This window comes from Nostoc sp. T09 (assembly GCF_002154695.1).
Classification (GTDB): Bacteria; Cyanobacteriota; Cyanobacteriia; order Cyanobacteriales; family Nostocaceae; genus Aulosira.
Window position 1 is genome coordinate 1 of sequence record NZ_MTAV01000120.1, and the last position, 18,684, is coordinate 18,684.

At 43.2% G+C, this 18,684-nt stretch carries 18 protein-coding genes and 1 pseudogene; 14 read left to right on the top strand and 5 right to left on the bottom strand.

The features are described from left to right. The first annotated feature begins 456 nt into the window (after positions 1 to 456). From BV372_RS22850 to BV372_RS22865, 4 genes and pseudogenes are all read left to right on the top strand, one after another. Positions 457 to 2,031, top strand: a complete 1,575-nt coding sequence (locus tag BV372_RS22850; RefSeq protein WP_086688790.1) for a reverse transcriptase domain-containing protein — start codon at positions 457 to 459, stop codon at positions 2,029 to 2,031. An 86-nt stretch (positions 2,032 to 2,117) separates the two neighbouring features. Then, positions 2,118 to 2,480: pseudogene (locus tag BV372_RS22855) on the top strand (SnoaL-like polyketide cyclase); the annotation flags it as partial. A 63-nt stretch (positions 2,481 to 2,543) separates the two neighbouring features. Then, positions 2,544 to 2,873 carry an MgPME-cyclase complex family protein gene (locus BV372_RS22860; protein ID WP_086688827.1) on the top strand — a complete coding sequence of 110 codons (330 nt, stop codon included), beginning with the start codon at positions 2,544 to 2,546 and terminating at the stop codon, positions 2,871 to 2,873. 216 nt (positions 2,874 to 3,089) lie between these two features. Continuing rightward, positions 3,090 to 3,731 (top strand): hypothetical protein, encoded by a 642-nt coding sequence (locus tag BV372_RS22865; RefSeq protein ID WP_086688828.1) that lies wholly within the window; start codon positions 3,090 to 3,092, stop codon positions 3,729 to 3,731. Positions 3,732 to 3,835: 104 nt separating this feature from the next. On the opposite strand, the gene BV372_RS22870 is transcribed toward BV372_RS22865, so the two are convergent. The 3 genes from BV372_RS22870 to folD all read right to left on the bottom strand — a co-directional run bounded on the left by BV372_RS22870 (position 3,836) and on the right by folD (position 6,489). Further along, positions 3,836 to 4,303, bottom strand: a complete 468-nt coding sequence (locus tag BV372_RS22870) for a divergent PAP2 family protein (RefSeq protein WP_086688791.1) — start codon at positions 4,301 to 4,303, stop codon at positions 3,836 to 3,838. 209 nt (positions 4,304 to 4,512) lie between these two features. Next, the gene (gene crtE, locus BV372_RS22875) at positions 4,513 to 5,442 is read right to left on the bottom strand and encodes a geranylgeranyl diphosphate synthase CrtE (protein WP_086688792.1); all 930 of its coding nucleotides are present in this window, start codon (positions 5,440 to 5,442) and stop codon (positions 4,513 to 4,515) included. Between the two features lie 156 nt (positions 5,443 to 5,598). Beyond that, on the bottom strand, positions 5,599 to 6,489 hold the full coding sequence (gene folD / locus BV372_RS22880) for a bifunctional methylenetetrahydrofolate dehydrogenase/methenyltetrahydrofolate cyclohydrolase FolD (protein ID WP_086688793.1): 891 nt from the start codon (positions 6,487 to 6,489) through the stop codon (positions 5,599 to 5,601). Between folD and BV372_RS22885 the strand changes: the two genes are divergently transcribed. The 4 genes from BV372_RS22885 (at position 6,488) to BV372_RS22900 (ending at position 8,966) form a co-directional block, all read left to right on the top strand. Continuing rightward, a complete protein-coding gene (locus BV372_RS22885) occupies positions 6,488 to 6,676 on the top strand; it encodes a hypothetical protein (protein WP_086688794.1) in 189 nt (62 codons plus the stop codon). The genes folD and BV372_RS22885 overlap by 2 nt on opposite strands. Before the next feature lie 115 nt (positions 6,677 to 6,791). Continuing rightward, the gene (locus BV372_RS22890) at positions 6,792 to 7,211 is read left to right on the top strand and encodes a hypothetical protein (RefSeq protein ID WP_373270806.1); all 420 of its coding nucleotides are present in this window, start codon (positions 6,792 to 6,794) and stop codon (positions 7,209 to 7,211) included. A 30-nt stretch (positions 7,212 to 7,241) separates the two neighbouring features. Beyond that, positions 7,242 to 7,679 carry an NUDIX hydrolase gene (locus BV372_RS22895; RefSeq protein ID WP_086688795.1) on the top strand — a complete coding sequence of 146 codons (438 nt, stop codon included), beginning with the start codon at positions 7,242 to 7,244 and terminating at the stop codon, positions 7,677 to 7,679. Positions 7,680 to 7,871: 192 nt separating this feature from the next. Next, complete coding sequence (locus BV372_RS22900; RefSeq protein WP_086688796.1) at positions 7,872 to 8,966, top strand: AI-2E family transporter; 1,095 nt, start codon at positions 7,872 to 7,874, stop codon at positions 8,964 to 8,966. Positions 8,967 to 9,009: 43 nt separating this feature from the next. Here the strand turns inward: BV372_RS22900 and BV372_RS22905 are convergent, their stop codons facing one another. Next, positions 9,010 to 10,038, bottom strand: a complete 1,029-nt coding sequence (locus BV372_RS22905; RefSeq protein ID WP_373270808.1) for an ATP-binding protein — start codon at positions 10,036 to 10,038, stop codon at positions 9,010 to 9,012. 195 nt (positions 10,039 to 10,233) lie between these two features. Here BV372_RS22905 and BV372_RS36585 point away from each other — a divergent pair, with 195 nt between their 5' ends. From BV372_RS36585 to BV372_RS22930, 6 genes are all read left to right on the top strand, one after another. Then, positions 10,234 to 10,398 (top strand): hypothetical protein, encoded by a 165-nt coding sequence (locus tag BV372_RS36585; protein WP_179198197.1) that lies wholly within the window; start codon positions 10,234 to 10,236, stop codon positions 10,396 to 10,398. Between the two features lie 5 nt (positions 10,399 to 10,403). Beyond that, positions 10,404 to 12,995 (top strand): DNA mismatch repair protein MutS, encoded by a 2,592-nt coding sequence (gene mutS / locus BV372_RS22910; protein ID WP_086688798.1) that lies wholly within the window; start codon positions 10,404 to 10,406, stop codon positions 12,993 to 12,995. Between the two features lie 261 nt (positions 12,996 to 13,256). Next, positions 13,257 to 13,856, top strand: coding sequence for a hypothetical protein (locus tag BV372_RS22915; RefSeq protein WP_086688799.1), 600 nt, complete (start codon positions 13,257 to 13,259; stop codon positions 13,854 to 13,856). Positions 13,857 to 14,048: 192 nt separating this feature from the next. Next, complete coding sequence (gene thrB / locus BV372_RS22920) at positions 14,049 to 14,972, top strand: homoserine kinase (protein ID WP_086688800.1); 924 nt, start codon at positions 14,049 to 14,051, stop codon at positions 14,970 to 14,972. A 9-nt stretch (positions 14,973 to 14,981) separates the two neighbouring features. Further along, entirely contained in the window at positions 14,982 to 15,491 is a 510-nt protein-coding gene (locus tag BV372_RS22925) for a hypothetical protein (protein ID WP_086688801.1), read from the top strand. A 398-nt stretch (positions 15,492 to 15,889) separates the two neighbouring features. After that, positions 15,890 to 17,503: an NAD(P)H-quinone oxidoreductase subunit 4 gene (locus BV372_RS22930; RefSeq protein WP_086688802.1), complete on the top strand. Its 1,614-nt coding sequence runs from the start codon at positions 15,890 to 15,892 to the stop codon at positions 17,501 to 17,503. A gap of 359 nt (positions 17,504 to 17,862) precedes the next feature. On the opposite strand, the gene BV372_RS22935 is transcribed toward BV372_RS22930, so the two are convergent. Then, positions 17,863 to 18,165 (bottom strand): PadR family transcriptional regulator, encoded by a 303-nt coding sequence (locus BV372_RS22935; RefSeq protein WP_086688803.1) that lies wholly within the window; start codon positions 18,163 to 18,165, stop codon positions 17,863 to 17,865. Positions 18,166 to 18,684 lie beyond the last annotated feature (519 nt).

The following is an 18,684-nucleotide window of genomic DNA, read 5'->3' on the forward strand; positions in this document are numbered from 1 at the left end:
ACACACCGAACAAGCTCGGTTCTTGTAGAGTGAAGCTGGGAACAGGGCGCAACCAGACGACCGTTGCGGGTTGACACTGGCGCTAACAGGGAGTTCCTATGATGAAACAGAGCCTAGAAAAGCGACTTATCTGGAGGCAAGGGCGCAACGCAAAATCCCTGACCCCACTGGAGTTCATTCCCGCCGAACATGTAATGGAGTAGCGGCAAGAGTCTAGGGAATCCAGTAGTCGAATTGGCTACATCTAACGGAACAACGCCACATGCTTCAACCGGGGAAACCCCGGCAACGCAGTGGCTCATCAATCTCTCCGAGGGAACGAATAAAAACTAATTGTGGGTCTTGAGACAGTCGAATCTCAGGTAGACCAGACGAGAGGAGGAATCCCCACAGTTAGGGTAGGACAGTCCGTAATTGGACTGAGGTGTTCAGAGAATACAAACTCCAGAAGAGAAAATGATTAGACACAGTTACAGAACTAGTGAATCTTGGAAAGCCCTACCGTGGAAGAAATTCCGCCGAAATCTTTTCCGCCTTCAAAAGCGCGTATTTAAAGCTGTTCAAGTTGGAGACAAGCGGAAAGCGCGGTCACTCCAAAAGCTCATTTTAAAATCCACCTCGGCTCGATTTCTTGCAATAAGACAAGTATCTCAGTTAAATGCTGGTAAAAAGACGGCGGGTATTGATGGGAAGAAATCCCTCTCATTCATGGAACGCTTCAAACTTGAAGAACTACTAAAAATGAATAGTGGAAATTGGAAGCATCAAGGACTACGGGAAATCCCCATCCCCAAAAAGGACGGGACTACCAGAACGCTTAAGATACCTACCATCGCGGATAGGGCTTGGCAAGCTATCGCAAAGTACGCACTCGAACCAGCACACGAAGCCACTTTCCACGCCAGGAGTTATGGGTTCAGAACTGGGCGTTCTGCCCATGATGCACAAAAATACATCTACTTGAACCTTAATTCCAAAGCGAACGGAATAAAAAAGCGGGTAATCGAACTCGATATTGAGAAGTGCTTCGATAGGATTAACCACTCAGCAATAATGGACGAACTCATTGCCCCCAAAGGCTTAAAACTCGGCATCTTCCGATGCCTCAAGGCTGGAGTCAACCCAGAATTCCCCGAACAAGGGACACCCCAAGGGGGAGTGGTCAGCCCTCTGCTAGCTAACATCGCGCTTAACGGGATTGAGAGTATACACAGATACCATATGAATCAAGGACAGAGAATCACTGACAAAACATCAGCCAGTGATATCACCGAGCCATCAGTCCGATACGCAGACGACATGGTTATTATACTTCGACCCGTAGATGATGCAACAGAGATACTTGAAAGAATCAGCGAGTTCCTCCGCAAACGCGGAATGAATGTAAGCCAAAAGAAAACCAAAATTACCGCCGCGACAGATGGGTTTGATTTCCTCGGCTGGCACTTTAAAGTCCAGAAAAACGGAAAGTTCAGAAGCACTCCCTCAGTGGACAACTTCAAAGCGCTCCGTAAGAAAGTAAAACACATCGTCAACAACTCGAATTATGGTGCTACCACAAAGGCTCTTGAATTAGCCCCGGTAGTTAGAGGTTGGAGAAATTACCATAAGTTCTGCAAGATGGACGGTTCCAGGAACTCCTTGTACCACATCGAAACAAGAGCCTACAAGGTATTCAACAAGGAAACCAATCAAAACCGCTACTCCAGCAAAAAATTACTGGACAAGGCATTTCCAGCAGTTTCCTACTCCGAACACAAACACGCCATAGTCAAAGGAACAAAATCCCCCTATGACGGAGACACAGCCTACTGGAGCGAACGCAACAGTAAACTCTATGATGGCGAAACCTCTAAAGCTCTTAAGATGCAAAACCATAAATGTGCATCCTGCGGGTTAAAATTCATCGATGAGGAACGGGTTCACCTGCATCACATCGACGGAAATCACTCCAACTGGAAGAAAAATAATCTTGAAGCAATTCATGAGAGTTGCCACGATTACAAACACATGAGCAAAAGCGCTAGCTAAGAACATCGGAAGCTGGGTGCGATGAAAGTCGCACGCCCAGATTTAACAGAGAGGGGCGCGGGATAATACCCGCCCTCGACTCTACCAAAGCATCTGCTGAAAGCTTTGAATCATCGGGTGAAATCTTCCATACAACATTTCCCCAAGGATTTCCTTGGGAAGTTCTGGAAGTGTTCTCAGGTCCACCAAATGTGACATTCAAGTGGCGACACTGGGGAGATTTTAATGGTGCATATAAAGAGTTTGCACCAACTGGAGAGACAGTAGAAATTATTGGCATGAGCATTGCTAGAGTTACCGATGACTTGCAGATAATTTCTTTGGAACACTACTTTGACAATACGCTGTTTTTAGAAAAACTAACAGCTGGCGGCAAGCTGCCAATTAGTGACAACAAAGGAAGTGCTTGTCCCTTCAGTTCTTGGTTTAAAAAAGTCAAGAAGAGTTAATTTTTCAGGGTACAGCGTATACACTGTACCCTGGGATTAATCATTAACAACCACAGGATGAAAATGCAAACATACTATTACGTATTGACAAGTCAAAAATTTTTGTTACAGGAAGAACCTATAGAAGAGGTTCTCAAGGAACGTACTCGTCACTATCACGAACAAGAAAAAGAAATTGATTTTTGGTTGGTTAAACAGCCAGCTTTTTTAGAAGCACCAGAAATGGCAGAGATTAAAGCCAAGTGTCCTCAACCATCTGCAGCAATTATTTCTACCAATCAGCAATTTATTACTTGGCTAAAACTGCGGTTAGAGTATGTCATCACAGGAGAATTCCAAGCTCCTTCCCAGACAATTTCCGATCCTATAGCATCTCTAGCTACCGTATCCTAATATACTGTTCATTAGGTGGATAGACATAAATATCACTCATGAAGTTTGGATCTGGGGCAATAGTCATTTGTCATTGGTCATTGGTCATTTGTCATTTATTATTTCCCCACGTCTCCCCGTCCCTGTGACTCCTTGTCCCCCTGCTCCCTGCTCCCTTGGTTCCCATTTGGGGGAACAAAATATATTTTGATGAAATCTTTTAAAAACATCCTATTTATGTCTGAGACTGTTGTGCAGAGATTTCCGAATTTACCACATGCTGTAGTATTAGCGATCGCAGGGTTGATGGGTGGTATGAGTTCTGTTACCGCTCAACAAGCTCTTCCAGTTTGTCAGCCTCCTAGTGCTGGTGAGTATCTTTTATTGATAGTTAGTCCCACAGCAGATAATCAGAAGCAACTGCGCAATGCCTTACCTCCTGAACTCAAAAGCACGACCTGTCAATACTTAACAGAGACAGTAACGCGGATAGGGGGGTTTAATAAAATTGACGATGCCAATCGTTGGGCGAGATACATCAACAATATTGTTGGGTTGTCTGGTATCATTACCACTAGACCGGCAGATGTGCAACAACCTCAAGCAGTAACCTATAATCCTCAAGCCTTGGGAGTAGGCTATGCTGTATTAGTAGATTATTTCAACCGCCCAGAACTTGTCTCTAATGTAGAACAAGCGGTAGGAGGCGATGTAGGTTTTGCTTCTTACGGACAACGCCCTTACTTACTGGCGGTTTACACCACTAACCAAAAAGAAGCATACAGCACATTGCAAAAGCTCAACGAACGCGGCTTTGTTGCCTATCTAGTAGATAGTCGTAAGGTGATGCTATTGCGGTCAAATGTGCGTTCACAGTAGTTACTCATAGGTAACAGTCAAAAGGCAAGGTATTAATTCCTCCTTGTCCTTCATGCCCTCCTTTCCCTATTCCCCTACTTTTTCATCAGGACTACCTTCCTGCACTATAAGCTAGTGGCTAAGAAAGACCTCGCTAACAAAGAGATGGTTATACCTAAAGCCGACCCAGCGATGACTTGAACTGGTGTGTGTCCCAGCAATTCTTTGAGGCGGTCTTGGCTAAAGTCATGTTTTTCATCAAATAATTCATCAATCATTTGATTAAGAATTCGAGCTTGCTTTCCAGCGGCTTGGCGCACTCCAGCGGCATCATACATGACAATGATGGCAAAAATCGTAGCCAGGGCAAAATCAGGAGATGCCCAGCCGAGAGTTTGCCCTACACCTGTGGCTAGAGATGTAACTAGAGCCGAATGGGCACTGGGCATACCTCCAGTGGTCACTAAAACACGTACATTTAGTTTGCGATTTTTGATTAGCTCGATGACGAGCTTTAGAGATTGAGCAATCAAACAAGCTACCAGAGCAACCAGCAGCACCCGGTTGTCTAAGATGTTGCCTATGTCCTGCATGGTATTTTGGCGAAGTTAGTAAATATTAGCAGCAGTTGTTTTTTTTGGAAACCTTTAGATGCGACCCAACGAAATCCAAAATCCCCAATTGACCGTCGCTAGGCTCCCAGTCAAAATCAGCTAAGTTCTGGTGTTTAAAAACAAGCTACCCTACGGGCGAGTATGTGGGCAGAATCCAAAATTGGTATGAATTCCCCGTAGGGGTTGACTTAGTGATTGCGACTGATAATAAAATGAGCGATCGCTTTTAGGGGTTGTGCTTGTTCTCCAAATGTATCTAATTCCGCACAAGCTGCCTCAATTAGCTGTTGAGCTTTGGAGCGCGATTCTTCAATTCCCCACAAGCTGGGATAAGTTACTTTCTGCGCTTTGAGATCCTTGCCAGCAGTTTTGCCTAATTGTTCTTGAGTAGCAGTGATATCTAAGATATCGTCCACAATTTGGAATGCCAGACCAATATTCTGAGCATACCGAGTTAGTCTTTGCAAATCTTCAGAAGATACTCCTGTTAAGATTCCACCACAAACAACACAAGCCTCTAAAAGTGCAGCTGTTTTGTGATTGTGAATGAAATTCAACGTTTCTAGGGAAGTATCTAATTTACCTTCCGATTCGAGATCGACCACTTGACCGCCAACCAAGCCAGCAGCTCCTAATGCCCTGCCGAGACGGGCCACTACCTGCAATACCCTATCTCTAGCCACATTTTGGGGCGTCTGGGTGGCAACAAACTCAAAAGCATAAGCTAATAAGCCATCTCCAGCTAAAATTGCGATATCCTCGCCATAAATCTTATGATTTGTGAGCTTACCCCGACGGTAATCGTCATTATCCATCGCTGGCAGGTCATCGTGAATCAATGACATCGTGTGGATCATCTCCAGAGCACAAGCTGTTGGCATGGCCATCTCGATTGTGCCTCCAGTCATTTCACAGGTAGCAAGGCAAAGGATGGGACGTACACGCTTACCACCAGCTAACAGAGAGTAGCGCATTGCTTCATAAATTTTTTCTGGATAAACGATGGGGATCGCCCGATCCAAAGCGGTATCACAAAGCTGTTGTCGCTCTTTGAGATAAGCTGATAGGTTGAACTTGGTTGTCTCTGGCGTCTTTTGAAACTTATCAGTTGCTACCATTCTTAAAATTCCTGAAATTTTGGTATTTTTGTCATATACGTCACAATTTTAAGGGGCTTTGGAGCTGAAAGAATCACTATGCCCAGAGGATTAATAATATCGTGCGCGATCGCTATTCAATAAGCACAAAAGAGAACGAAATGCGATCGCAAATTATCATCCATCACTCTTAACTCCATACCGTCTTAAATAGCTGGCAAATGTATTTTGCAACAACATAGCGACAGTCATAGGACCAACACCGCCAGGAACTGGGGTGAGAAACTCCGCCACGCCAGCTGTTGATTCCCAGTGGACATCGCCGACTAAACGACTTTTACCACTGGCATCGGTGACGCGATTCATCCCCACATCTACCACAACAGCGTCCTGTTTCACCATTTCTGAGGTAATCAATCCCGGAAGACCTACTGCTGCAATCAGAATATCGGCATTTTGGGTGATGGCTTTTAAGTCGTGCGATCGCGAGTGGGCAATGGTCACAGTCGCATCAGCTTCCAGAAGCATCAATGCCATGGGTTTACCCACTAAAATACTACGTCCCACTACCACTGCTTGTTTTCCTGACAAGGGAATTTTATATTCTTCCAACAGCCGCATCACACCAGCTGGGGTACAACTGCGTAAACCTGTTTCTTGGCGCACCAGTCGCCCTAAATTTACTGGGTGCAGTCCATCAGCGTCTTTATCTGGATCAATTTGATTGAGCAACCTAACAGCGTCCAAGTGTTTAGGTAGAGGTAACTGCACAAGAATGCCATCTACCTGTTCATCTTGATTGAGTGCAGCAATTACATCTTCTAGTTCTGCTTGGGTAGTTTCAGTAGGAAAATGCTTGCCAAAAGAAGCAATACCCACTTTAGCGCAGGCTCGCTCTTTATTACGTACATAAGCAGCCGATGCTGGATTGTCGCCAACCATCAATACTGCTAAACCAGGGGGACGCCCAATTTGTGGTTGTAACTCTGTAATGCGCTCTAGAAGTTTTTGGTGAATTTTTTCAGCTAAAGCTTTACCATCAAGAAGTTTGGCAGTTTTTGTTTCCATGAGAATTTCTAGCTATATTCGCTTTGAGTTCAAAGTCCAACATCTAGCCGTCTGTAGCGGAGTCAACAGTCATCAGTCAACCTTGGCTATTGACTATGATGGTTTTGCTATTTTATGCCGTAGCGTCGCTCAAACAGCAGAACTATATTGTTTAATCTTCTCAGATCAACTGCATCATCTCAAATAGGGATGTGGGGGGATGAGGGAGTGTGGGAGAGGGTGGGGAGACAAGGAAGATGAGGAGAAATCATTCATGACTATTGCCTATTGCCTTTTGACCCTGGACTCTGGACTGTTGACCAATGCTCAATGACAAACAAACACTAATGCAAAAATTTTCTCAAACTTACAGCATTTTTCCCTATCGCCTAGGATTCTTCTTGCTACTGATGCTGGGACTCTGTAGTTGTGGTAACTTGACACAGCCTGGCTTAAACCTCGGTAAATTCACGGGTAGTAATGTCACTCCGATTCGGGAAATTAAGCCAGAACAAAACAAACAGGCTACAGTTTACATCCAAGGTAAAGTAGAAAGGCAAGTGCCCCTTGTGAAACGGTGGGCGTATCAAATCGATGACTCAACAGGCAAAATCTGGGTTGTTACTCATCAAAATAAGTTGGCAAAAGGAGAGCAAGTTGTAATTAAAGGCAAAGTTCGCTATCAAAGCATACCCTTGGCGGGTCAAGAGTTGGGAGAAGTATATGTAGAAGAAGATTCTTAATAATTATCTTAAATAGCTAGATAAAAATTTATGAAAAATCATCAGGTACAGGTTGCGATCGCAATTCTCTACCAAGAAAACAAGTTTCTTATGCAACTGCGGGATAATATCCCCAGTATTATTTACCCGGGTTACTGGGCGCTGTTTGGCGGACATCTTGAGTTGGGAGAAAGCCCAGATATTGCTGTCAAGCGAGAAATTTTAGAAGAAATTGGCTATGATTTTCCAGCATTTTCTGAATTTTGCTGTTATTGGGATGACACAGTTATCCGTCATGTCTTCCATGCACCACTTTTGGTAAGTTTCGAGCAACTGGTTTTAAATGAAGGCTGGGACATGGCTTTCTTAACACCAGAAGATATTCGCCAAGGTAACTGTTATTCGCAAAATGCTGGGGAAATTAGACCTTTGGGGCCTATGCATCAGCGAATTATGCTGGATTTTCTGGACAGCAATCAACATTCATAAGCGTTAAGTAGGTTGGCACACTGAAACTACCAGTCAGGGTTGTCATTGGTCAAAAGGCAAAAGGCAATAGTTAAGAATGATTAGTTATTTCTTCCCTGTCTTCCCTACCCACCTGCTTCCCCTTCTCCTTCGTCCAGTCCCCAATCCCCAGAAGCAAAAATAAATTTAGAGCCTTTTGTGGAGTTACTACTCATGCAATCAATCAACAAACTGCCGCGATGGTTAAGTATAGGATTGGCATTTCCCATTGCCATTCTCAACGGTTGGCTATTACTCCAGGTTGTACAGTATTTTCAACCACTAGTAAGTATTTTTGCTGCCGCCATCTTACTAGCTTTTGTGTTGAACTATCCAATTCAATTTCTTCAAGAACGTGGGGTAAAACACAATCTAGCTATTGTGGTAGTTTTACTTTTGACTGTGGTGATTTTAGTGGCTTTAGGTATTACCTTAGTTCCGCTGATTATACAGCAGTTGAATGAATTAGCTAACATTCTTCCCTATTGGATTGATTCTGCCAGTCAACAAATCCAAGTTTTCCAAAATTGGGCAGCGACACAACAACTTCCTGTAAATTTAACTGGTTTAGCTACCCAAATATTAGAGAGATTGTCTAACCAACTTCAATCTTTCACTGGCAGAATTCTTTCTGTTGCTTTCGATACTATCGGTGTTGTGGTGAATGTGTTGTTGACAGTGGTGCTGACTGTCTATATGGTATTAAACGGCGATCGCCTGTGGGATGGAGTTTTTCAGTGGTTACCTCCTCACATTGGCCCAAAAGTACGGGAATTACTGCGAGAGGATTTTCATAATTATTTTATTGGCCAAGCGACGTTGGGTGCTGTGTTAGGTTCAGCGATTACATTGGCATTTTTGACGCTACAAGTTCCCTTAGCGCTACTTTTTGGAATTGGTATTGGCTTTTTCTCACTCTTTCCTTTTGGTACGGGAATAGGCATCACTATAGTAAGTTTTTTGGTAGCTTTGCAAAACATTTGGTTAGGAGTAGAAGTATTAGGTACAGCTATAGCGATTGACCAAGTGAATGCTAATTTTATTGCGCCTCGGATTTTGGGAAATTTGACTGGCTTAAATCCTGTATGGGTAGTAATTTCCTTATTAATAGGAGCTAAATTAGGAGGCGTGTTAGGTTTATTAATTGCTATACCTATTGCCAGCTTTATCAAAGACATAGTAGATAGCTGGCGTGATGGAGCATTTAGCCACGTAATTGTATCTAATGACAATATCAAACACCCTTCTCCTGTTGAGGTGGGTGACTAAGCAATTCAAAATTTGAAATGCGATCGGCTAGTCACGCGGCTAGTCACGAATCAAGTTGAACAGGAATTTTAATCATAAACTCAGTGCCTTCTCCTAGCGCAGATATGCATTGCAATTGACCGCCATGTTTATCTACAACAATTTGATAGCTGATAGATAGCCCTAATCCTGTGCCTTTACCGACGCTTTTAGTAGTGAAGAAAGGGTCAAATAATCGTTTTTGTATATCCTTGGGTATTCCCAAACCATTATCGGCAATGCGAATAATTACATGGTTATCATCTATGAGTTCGGTACGAATCCGAATTAGAGGATATTTTTGAGGTGAAGGTGGTAAACTACAACTTAAACCTGAGCAATCATAATTGTTAAAAATAGCATCAATAGCATTTGCCAGAATATTCATAAATGCCTGATTGATTAGACTGGGATAGCATTCAACTAAAGGAAGTTTTTCATACTCTTTAACAATGGTAATTATTTGACCAGTTTGCTGATTTTTCAAGCGGCTTTGTAATAGTAGTAGAGTGCTATCAATTCCTTCATGAATATCAACTCTTTTTTTCTCGGATTCATCAAGACGAGAGAAATTCCGTAAAGCAAGAACTATCTCGTGGATACGTTCGGTACCCACCTTCATAGAATTCAGCAACTGATGAAAATCGACTAGCTGATAATTACCCGAGTTAGTTTTGACCAGAATCGGCTCATAAACAAGTTGTGGTACTCGCTGTAATGCTATTTGGATTGCATCTACAATCCGCATCTCCTCAGAAACTATGCATACCTCTGGCTGGAGAAAGTTAATTAGATTTTCGATAGGACGTGTAGCAAATAGTGACAAACTATAGGGGCGGCTCATATGTTCAAAAAATCTTTGCCGCGAAATCATTCCTTGATATTTATGATTTTTAGTCAGGATAATTCCTGGTAGTAAAGGCTCTTGCTTAAAAAGTGTAGTTAGATCGTTAACTAGACTCTTTACCTCAACGTAAACTGACCACAGTGGTAATTCTTGCAAAGTTGATTCTAATTGCAAGTTCAACTCATTAGCACTTGTCATGCTATGCATAGCCTGCATACTTTCAATCCTTTACTGTTGAAGTAAGATTTCTAGTAACAACCCAAATAACAATTGCAATAATTGCAAAGTTAATCAAACGTTACAAACTTATAATTCCCTGATGACTCGCCAAAATCACAGCAAAGGTGGGAAATTATTGATATTAGGGTATCTTATACTGCTGTCAACTAGGGCTAATGTTTATTGACGGCAAATATCATCAACTTCCGGTTTTCAGGAAAAATCAACCGTGATACCAGCCACACCTCAGCAAAGTTGGCAAAGGATGAAAAAACTTTGAGCGATCGCAATTCAAGTATCAATCAAGTTATCATCAGATCCTGTGGCTTTTCCGTGCGTAACTCCTAGCATTTATGACCGCTTCTGACTTTGAAATTCAGCCAACGGAACCCAATCATCCGACTGCGCCTCATGCTAACACGCGACTGGTAGACCGCAGCAGGCTGAGTAAGATGTATCAGCATTATGTAGAAATGAAGGATAAGTATCCTCATGCGCTATTGCTGTATCGGGTGGGCGATTTCTTTGAAACTTTTTTTCAAGATGCTGTAACTGTATCTCGGGAACTGGAATTGGTTCTGACTAGCAAACACGGCGGCGAAGTTGGTCGTGTGGCGATGACAGGTGTACCACACCACGCTTGGGAACGCTACACTACCCAACTGGTGGAAAAAGGCTACGCTGTTGTAATTTGCGATCAAGTAGAAGATGCGTCCGAAGCTGTGGGTTTAGTACGGCGCGAGGTAACGCGCATCCTCACCCCTGGGACTTTGCTAGAAGAGGGAATGCTAAAAGCAAGTCGCAATAATTACTTAGCTGCTGTGGTAATTGCGGCTAATCATTGGGGGCTGGCTTATGCAGATATATCTACAGGAGAATTTCTTACAACTCAAGGTAGTGATTTAGAACACCTTACCCAAGAATTAATGCGCTTGCAGCCTTCGGAAGTGCTGTTTCCTACCAATGCTCCCGATTTAGGTACTTTACTGCGTCCGGGAGAAACTTCGCCCCATCTACCCCAATGTTTACCCCCAGCATTTTGTTATAGTTTGCGATCGCAAGTGCCATTTTCGCAAGGGGAAGCAAGAAGTAGATTATTGCAGAAATTTAAAGTGCGATCGCTCGAAGGTCTTGGTTGCGAACACCTCCCCCTTGCCGTCCGCGCTGCTGGTGGTCTACTCCAATACTTGGAAGATACACAAAAAGAAAACCAAGTTCCTCTCCAGTTGTTACGCACCTATACCGTCACTGACTATCTAATTGTTGATCATCAAACCCGCCGTAACTTGGAAATTACCCAAACTGTACGTGATGGCACTTTTCACGGTTCCCTGCTTTGGGCATTAGATAGAACTAGCACAGCGATGGGTGGGCGTGCTTTACGCCGATGGTTACTACAACCGCTTATCGATATTAAAGGCATTCGCTCAAGGCAAGATACCATTCAAGAATTGGTAGAAAATACGGCGTTACGTCAAGACTTGCGGCAGTTACTACGTCAAATTTATGACCTGGAACGCTTAACAGGGAGGGCTGGTTCTGGTACCGCTAACGCTAAAGATTTAGTAGCTTTGGCGGATTCTCTATCACGTTTACCGGAATTATCCGAGTTAGTAGCTGAAGCCCATTCTCCCTTCTTGAAGGCTTTGCAGAAAGTGCCAGCGATATTAGAAGATTTGGCACAAAAATTACACGCCCATATTGTAGAGTCACCACCCATACATATTAAAGAAGGCGGCTTGATTCGTCCTGGTGTAAATACTCTATTGGATGAGAGAAAGGCAACTGTAGAAGCAGATCAGCAGTGGATTGCTAATTTAGAAGTTGATGAGAGAGCAAGAACAGGAATCCCGACGCTGAAGGTAGGATTTAATAAAACTTTTGGTTACTACATTAGTATTTCCCGTGCCAAATCTGACCAAGTACCTGCTAATTACATCCGCAAGCAAACGCTGACAAATGAGGAACGTTACATTACACCAGAATTGAAAGAACGAGAAGCGCGGATTCTTTCAGCACGTGATGATTTAAATCAGTTGGAATATGAGGTTTTTGTCGCCTTGCGGGAAGACGTCGGAGAACAGGCGGAGGTAATTCGCAATCTTTCTCGCGCGGTGGCGGCCGCGGATGTGTTGTGTGGTTTAGCGGAGTTGGCGGCGCAGCAAGGTTACTGTCGTCCGGAAATACTGCCAGGACGGGAAATAGCAATTGTCGATGGGCGACATCCAGTAGTGGAACAGTCTTTACCTGCGGGGTTTTTTGTACCGAATTCCACGCAGTTGGGTCAAGAGTCATTAACAAATGACAAGGGACAAATGACAAATGACCACCCTGACTTAATTATCCTCACCGGGCCAAATGCCAGTGGTAAGAGTTGTTATTTGCGTCAGGTGGGATTGATTCAGTTAATGGCGCAAACGGGGAGTTTTGTACCAGCTAGGTTTGCGAAGTTGGGAATATGCGATCGCATTTTCACTCGTGTGGGTGCAGTGGATGACTTAGCCACGGGTCAATCTACCTTTATGGTGGAGATGAATGAAACTGCGAATATTCTCAATCATGCCACGTCACGATCTCTGGTGTTATTAGATGAAATTGGGCGGGGAACGGCAACATTTGATGGGCTATCTATAGCTTGGGCAGTGGCTGAGTATCTCGCAACCGATATTTGCTCCCGCACAATCTTTGCCACGCATTACCATGAGTTGAATGAACTAGCAGGGATGTTAGCGAATGTGGCTAATTATCAAGTGACAGTGAAAGAGTTACCCGACCAAATTATCTTTTTACACCAAGTCCAACCGGGAGGCGCTGATAAATCCTACGGTATTGAAGCGGGACGGTTAGCAGGTTTACCAGCCGTGGTAATTCAACGGGCAAAACAAGTCATGGGACAAATTGAACAACACAGTAAAATTGCGATCGGTTTACGAGAAGGTCTTTAGCTCGACTTTATCCATATTTACGAAATCTAAAAGCCGACGCTGAAACCATTGCAGTTTTTGAACTTGATGGCAAATCAGTCACATGGAAAAAGTATTTGCCAAAAAGCCAGGGTTTTTGCTGGATCAGGAAAACCGAGTTCTTAATTTTGGATAAAGTCAAGCTTAGAGGGTGTTTGAACAGTCGGACATAATGAGAAAATGCGGAATACTGAACTTGACTCATGGAGTTAAAAATCTGATTTCTTTTTTGAACCTCAGCTAATGAAAAAATTACCTTTTCTCGGAGCTAGTCTGTTTTTGATACTTGGTGCTTACGGTTTTAGCGCATCCCACATCAGTAATGTGCATCAAAATCAAATTTCTACATTATCCTCAAAAAATCAGGTTCAAGCGGCTCAAAATAAAGCAAAATTTAAACCAGACCCAGATAATCCCAATTATTTGCGCGATTACGGCTTTTCTACGTCGCTACCTCAAACAGGTAAAGTGACGATTCGGCAACCTATACAACAGTTTAAACAAACTCGGATGTTTAAAGCTTGTCCTGCTAATTCTAAATTATATGCTTATGCGGAAAGTACGAATTACCAGGTAGAAATTTGTACTAAAGAAAATAATCCCAGACTACCTAAATATTATTTGAGTCGTGCAAAGAATGGCAAAAGTAGTCTGACAATCACCAGCCATGATGAAGATGACGCAGCGCAATTAATCTTTAAAAATAATGGCTACACGTATTTAATTTACCGAGACGGTGGTGGCCCTAGCAATTCTATTAATGCTTATCTAGAGGTGACACGTCCCGATGGTAAGACTTTTGGCGAAGCGCTACTTTATCTCTACGAACGACCGTTTGATTGATTTTTCGGGGGAATGGGGATGAGGGAGTAGGGGCAAGGGAGTGTGGGAGAGGGTGGGGAGTGTGGGGGGAAAGGAGGACGACGAGACAGGGGGACACTGGGACGCGGAGATATAAATAATGACTAATGACAAAAAATGAGCAAATCAATCATTTACATGGGATGCTGGTTGATTGATTAGTGAGATTTGCAGATGTCTGTTGTTTCTGGTGTCACTGTTACTGTTCCCGCCACTACTGCTAATTTGGGGCCTGGTTTTGACTGCATTGGCGCAGCTTTAACGCTGTCTAACAAGTTTGAGTTTACTCGCTTGGATGAAGGCGGGTTAATTATTCATGTGACGGGTGAAGAAGCTGAAGGGGTACAAACTGATGAGAGTAATCTTCTCTATCAGGCGTTTGTGAAGTTCTATCACTATATAGAGCAGATACCACCAACCGTAAAAATTGAGATTCAGCTAGGTGTACCATTGGCGCGGGGTTTAGGTAGTTCGGCTACAGCAATTGTAGGTGGGTTGGTTGCGGCTAATCAACTGGCTGGGGAACCTCTCTCGCAGTTGCAGGTGATGGAATTAGCGATCGCAATGGAAGGACATCCTGATAATGTCGTTCCCGCTTTATTGGGTGGATGTCGTCTGGCTGCTAGCAGTGGCGCAGGTTGGGAAATTTGTGATGTACCTTGGCATGAAAATGTTGTACCAGTGGTGGCGATTCCTGATTTTGAACTTTCGACTTCAGAGGCGCGGCGAGTTCTCCCAACTGAGGTAAGTCGTGCTGATGCAATTTTCAATACGGCTCATTTGGGTTTGTTGTTGCGTGGCTTGGCATCTGGTAAGGGAGAATGGTTAAAGACAGCTTTACAAGATAAGTTACATCAACCCTATCGCAAAGCTTTGATTCCTGGTTACGATGCTGTGAATATGGCTGCTGTTGCTGCTGGTGCTTATGGCATGGTGATTAGTGGTGCAGGACCGACACTGTTGGCTTTAGCGGATGCAGAACATTCCCAATCTGTAGAAGCGGCGATGCGAGCTGCTTGGCGAGAAGAAGGAATTACAGCTGTTGTGCGATCGCTTTCTCTGGATAACCAAGGCGCGAGAAGCCTTAAAGAAGGATAAACAGGAATTATGCAGCAGATTCAAGCAGAAATAGCAGCACTTAGCCAACAAATTCAGGCTCTCCACCAAGAACGTGCTGCCCTTACTATTAATAATGTGGTGTCGAGCGAGAATGATTCACCCATCGTCATAGCTGAAGCTTACCGTCGCTTTGCTCGGGAAAATTCCCATTTAGCTGTGGAACTCAAAGGAATTGATGATGCGATCGCGGCTTTAGAATTTCAGATCCAAAAAAAACAGTCTGAGTTAACACGTTGGCAAATTGAATCAAAAGAACTTACTTTACAGCAGCAACTAGAAGAAGCTAGAAGCGTGGCGCAGGTTCATGCTCAACGCATTAATCAACTCGCTGGAGAACTAGCAACCGAAATCCGCCTGCTGAAAGCTTGCGCCGATCACCTCAGTCCCATATATTGGCAGGTGTATTACAAACCATTTATTACTGGGTTCAAAACAATCTCAGTTCCCCATGTCCGCTCAGATGGTGAGGTGTGGACAATTGTCAACCGCATTGTTTAACCCCAACCGCCTCAAGACTAGGAAAAAAGTTCACAAGACTCCCCTTAATAATGCTGCGAGTAATCACTCACCACAGATAATTCCCCATTTATTTACAAGATAGGTTGGTTCTTGTTCAAGGAAGGCAAATATCTAGCTTTAACTGGTGGCATAAGCCGCCTTTTTTATTGGCTTCTAGCCTCTAACCGAGATTTTTATCTCAGTCCAAGAGAAATATTCAACCCATATTGACGTTGCAAAACTTTACAATTAGAATGGTGGACGGCAAAAATGCTGAGTATTTATCTCTATTAAAATCTTAAGATTTGCCATCCTAGGGATAAATTACGTTTACAAAAGTACAAATTTGTTAATATACTGCAATTAAAAGAAAATTGTAAACAGATCGTAACAAAGTGATGAACACTATTGAAATCCCTTGGCTAACAGCCATAATTCTCTTGCCGCTGATGGCATCCCTAGCCATTCCGCTGATTCCCGACAAAGAAGGCAAAACCGTCCGCTGGTATGGTCTGGGAGTAGCACTAGCAGACTTTGCCCTAATGATTTATGCCTTTTGGCATAACTACGACTTCCACAATTCAAGCTTCCAACTTGTAGAAAACTATCCTTGGGTACCGCAGTTAGGTTTGAATTGGTCTGTAGCAGTTGACGGCTTATCAATGCCTCTAGTGTTACTGACAGGCTTAATTAACACTCTCGCAATATTCGCGGCTTGGAAAGTTACCAACAAGCCGCGTTTATTTTATGGACTAATGCTGGCAATGTATAGCGCCCAGCTTGGTGTGTTTGTTGCCCAGGATCTACTATTGTTTTTCTTAATGTGGGAAATCGAGTTAGTACCTGTGTACTTGCTGATTTCGATTTGGGGTGGACAAAACCGCCGCTACGCTGCAACTAAGTTTATTATCTACACTGCTGCCGCATCAATATTTATCCTGGTAGCTGGTTTTGCAATGGCATTCTCTGGAGATACCGTCAGCTTTGACATGGCGACTCTGGGAATGAAAAATTATTCTCAAGCTTTTGAACTATTAGTTTACGCAGGTTTCTTAATTGCCTTCGGCGTGAAACTACCAATATTCCCCCTACATACTTGGCTACCTGATGCTCACGGTGAAGCATCTGCACCTGGTTCCATGATTTTGGCTGGTGTGTTGCTCAAGATGGGTGGTTATGCACTAATCCGCTTCAACATTGAAATGTTACCTAATGCCCATGCTACCTTTGCGCCAGTCCTGGCCATCTTGGGTGTAGTGAACATTGTCTACGGTGCTTGTTGCGCCTTTGCTCAAACTAACCTCAAACGTCGGTTGGCTTACTCTTCAATTGCCCACATGGGGTTTGTGTTGATTGGGATTGCTTCCTATACAGAAATCGGAATCAGCGGCGCTGTCCTCCAGATGGTTTCTCACGGTTTGATTGCTGCTAGCTTGTTCTTCCTGTCTGGTGTGACTTACGAACGTACCCACACCTTGATGATGGATAAAATGGGCGGTATGGGTAAGGTAATGCCCCGAACCTTCGCTCTGTTTACAGCTGGTTCAATGGCTTCTCTAGCTTTACCTGGAATGAGTGGCTTTGTCGGTGAATTGATGGTGTTCCTGGGTATCGCCACCAGTGATGTTTACAGTTCTAGCTTCAAGGTTGTAGTTTTACTCCTGTCAGCAGTGGGCGTAATTTTAACTCCGATTTACTTACTGTCGATGTTGCGTCAAGTATTCTACGGTAAGCAAAGCGAAGAGTTACATCTCGATAAATTCATCCCTGATGTTAAACCCCGCGAACTGTTTATTACTGCTTGTCTTTTAGTTCCCATCATCGGTATTGGCTTCTATCCCAAGTTAATCACCCAGACTTATGATGTGAAAGCAGTAGAATTAGCTGCTCATGCCCGCCAAGTTCTACCAGTTTTTGCTCACCAGCAACCATCAAGTCTCTACTCACGTCTGTTTAAAGCTCCAACATTGGCAGCTTCTCCAGTTGAAAGTTTGGTTAATATTTCTGAGTAATTATATTTTTCACTAAGGGTGCTACAAGTAAATTCTAAATATGAGGGGAATATAGGGGTGGTTGCAAAACAACCCCTAAAATTTTATCAAGCATTTTTAAAGTTCATTTGAACACCTCACAATCAGTTGCAATTATAAAATTATTAGTTACCCTATAAACTCTAAAGAACTAACAACTCATTCCCTCTACCAACAATCACTTTGACTGCAACTTATACCATTTTGAAAAAAGAATGCAACAGATGAGTAGGGGCACGGCGTCAGTAAGATAATTTGATATACCAAAAAATTGTGGGTGCCGTGCCCCTACAAAGAATTTATTTGTCGCAAACATTATTTGAATTGGTATTATTTATTGACTACTCCTCGAATAATTCGCCAAATAATTCCCGTACCTTTTGTTTGGCGTCGTCTAACATCATTTTACCCAAATCGGTAGCCCGGTAGAGTCGTCGGCTTTGTCGCCCCAATCGCTCCTCAACAGAGTACAGATATCCTTTGCGCTCCATATCATGCAGCATTGGGTAGAGTGTTCCAGCACTGAGTTTGTAGCCGTGACGTGCCAGTTCTTCAATAATGCCTAAACCAAAAATTGGCTCCTGAACTGCATGATGCAGAATGTGAAGCCGAATCAAACTGGAGTAGAACTCTCGACCATCCATCAGGCAAGGATTTTGCAACAATAAGTCAAGATTTCATTTTCGCCTATATTTAGCCTAGGTATTATTAATCGCTGTTATCTCCCTGTTGTGTCACTCTCCGGAAACTTTTGCCATTTCTAAATTCTAGAGCTTTTGTATAGCAGGCGATGGCTTCGCCGCGCCGTAGGCATCGCGCGATTATTTTCTAATAACAAATATAAGACCGATTTTTTCTAATAGTATAGCTTGTATTGATTGCCTCATCAGGCTTAAGCGCGATCGCCCTCCCAGAAAGTGACAGAAGAAGGATATTTATACCAAAAATAGCGTTTGCTGAAGAATAGTATCAAAGAAAGCAAGATTCTCCTAATTCCAGAATCAAATTTGTCTACTTATTCAAGAATAATTAACCCGAAACCTAATTAGAGTTTTGTTCCTTAACTCAATTTGCCAGGTTTCTGTTAGTCTGGTTCAGGTAAAAAACGAGTAAATTATCAAAATCTGTGACTCAAATCAACTAGAAACCAAGAGATTCGTTTT

Excerpts from the sequence above, each read along its gene's own strand:
- BV372_RS22935 (WP_086688803.1), bottom strand. The coding sequence starts at position 18,165 with ATGGATGGTCGAGAGTTCTACTCCAGTTTGATTCGGCTTCACATTCTG.
- mutS (WP_086688798.1), top strand. The coding sequence starts at position 10,404 with ATGACCGCTTCTGACTTTGAAATTCAGCCAACGGAACCCAATCATCCG.
- folD (WP_086688793.1), bottom strand. The coding sequence starts at position 6,489 with ATGGAAACAAAAACTGCCAAACTTCTTGATGGTAAAGCTTTAGCTGAA.
- BV372_RS22930 (WP_086688802.1), top strand. The coding sequence starts at position 15,890 with ATGAACACTATTGAAATCCCTTGGCTAACAGCCATAATTCTCTTGCCG.
- BV372_RS22925 (WP_086688801.1), top strand. The coding sequence starts at position 14,982 with ATGCAGCAGATTCAAGCAGAAATAGCAGCACTTAGCCAACAAATTCAG.
- BV372_RS22915 (WP_086688799.1), top strand. The coding sequence starts at position 13,257 with ATGAAAAAATTACCTTTTCTCGGAGCTAGTCTGTTTTTGATACTTGGT.
- BV372_RS22890 (WP_373270806.1), top strand. The coding sequence starts at position 6,792 with ATGCTCAATGACAAACAAACACTAATGCAAAAATTTTCTCAAACTTAC.
- BV372_RS22850 (WP_086688790.1), top strand. The coding sequence starts at position 457 with ATGATTAGACACAGTTACAGAACTAGTGAATCTTGGAAAGCCCTACCG.
- BV372_RS22865 (WP_086688828.1), top strand. The coding sequence starts at position 3,090 with ATGTCTGAGACTGTTGTGCAGAGATTTCCGAATTTACCACATGCTGTA.
- BV372_RS22900 (WP_086688796.1), top strand. The coding sequence starts at position 7,872 with ATGCAATCAATCAACAAACTGCCGCGATGGTTAAGTATAGGATTGGCA.
- BV372_RS22885 (WP_086688794.1), top strand. The coding sequence starts at position 6,488 with ATGAGAATTTCTAGCTATATTCGCTTTGAGTTCAAAGTCCAACATCTA.
- thrB (WP_086688800.1), top strand. The coding sequence starts at position 14,049 with ATGTCTGTTGTTTCTGGTGTCACTGTTACTGTTCCCGCCACTACTGCT.
- BV372_RS22905 (WP_373270808.1), bottom strand. The coding sequence starts at position 10,038 with ATGCATAGCATGACAAGTGCTAATGAGTTGAACTTGCAATTAGAATCA.
- BV372_RS22895 (WP_086688795.1), top strand. The coding sequence starts at position 7,242 with ATGAAAAATCATCAGGTACAGGTTGCGATCGCAATTCTCTACCAAGAA.
- crtE (WP_086688792.1), bottom strand. The coding sequence starts at position 5,442 with ATGGTAGCAACTGATAAGTTTCAAAAGACGCCAGAGACAACCAAGTTC.
- BV372_RS22870 (WP_086688791.1), bottom strand. The coding sequence starts at position 4,303 with ATGCAGGACATAGGCAACATCTTAGACAACCGGGTGCTGCTGGTTGCT.
- BV372_RS22860 (WP_086688827.1), top strand. The coding sequence starts at position 2,544 with ATGCAAACATACTATTACGTATTGACAAGTCAAAAATTTTTGTTACAG.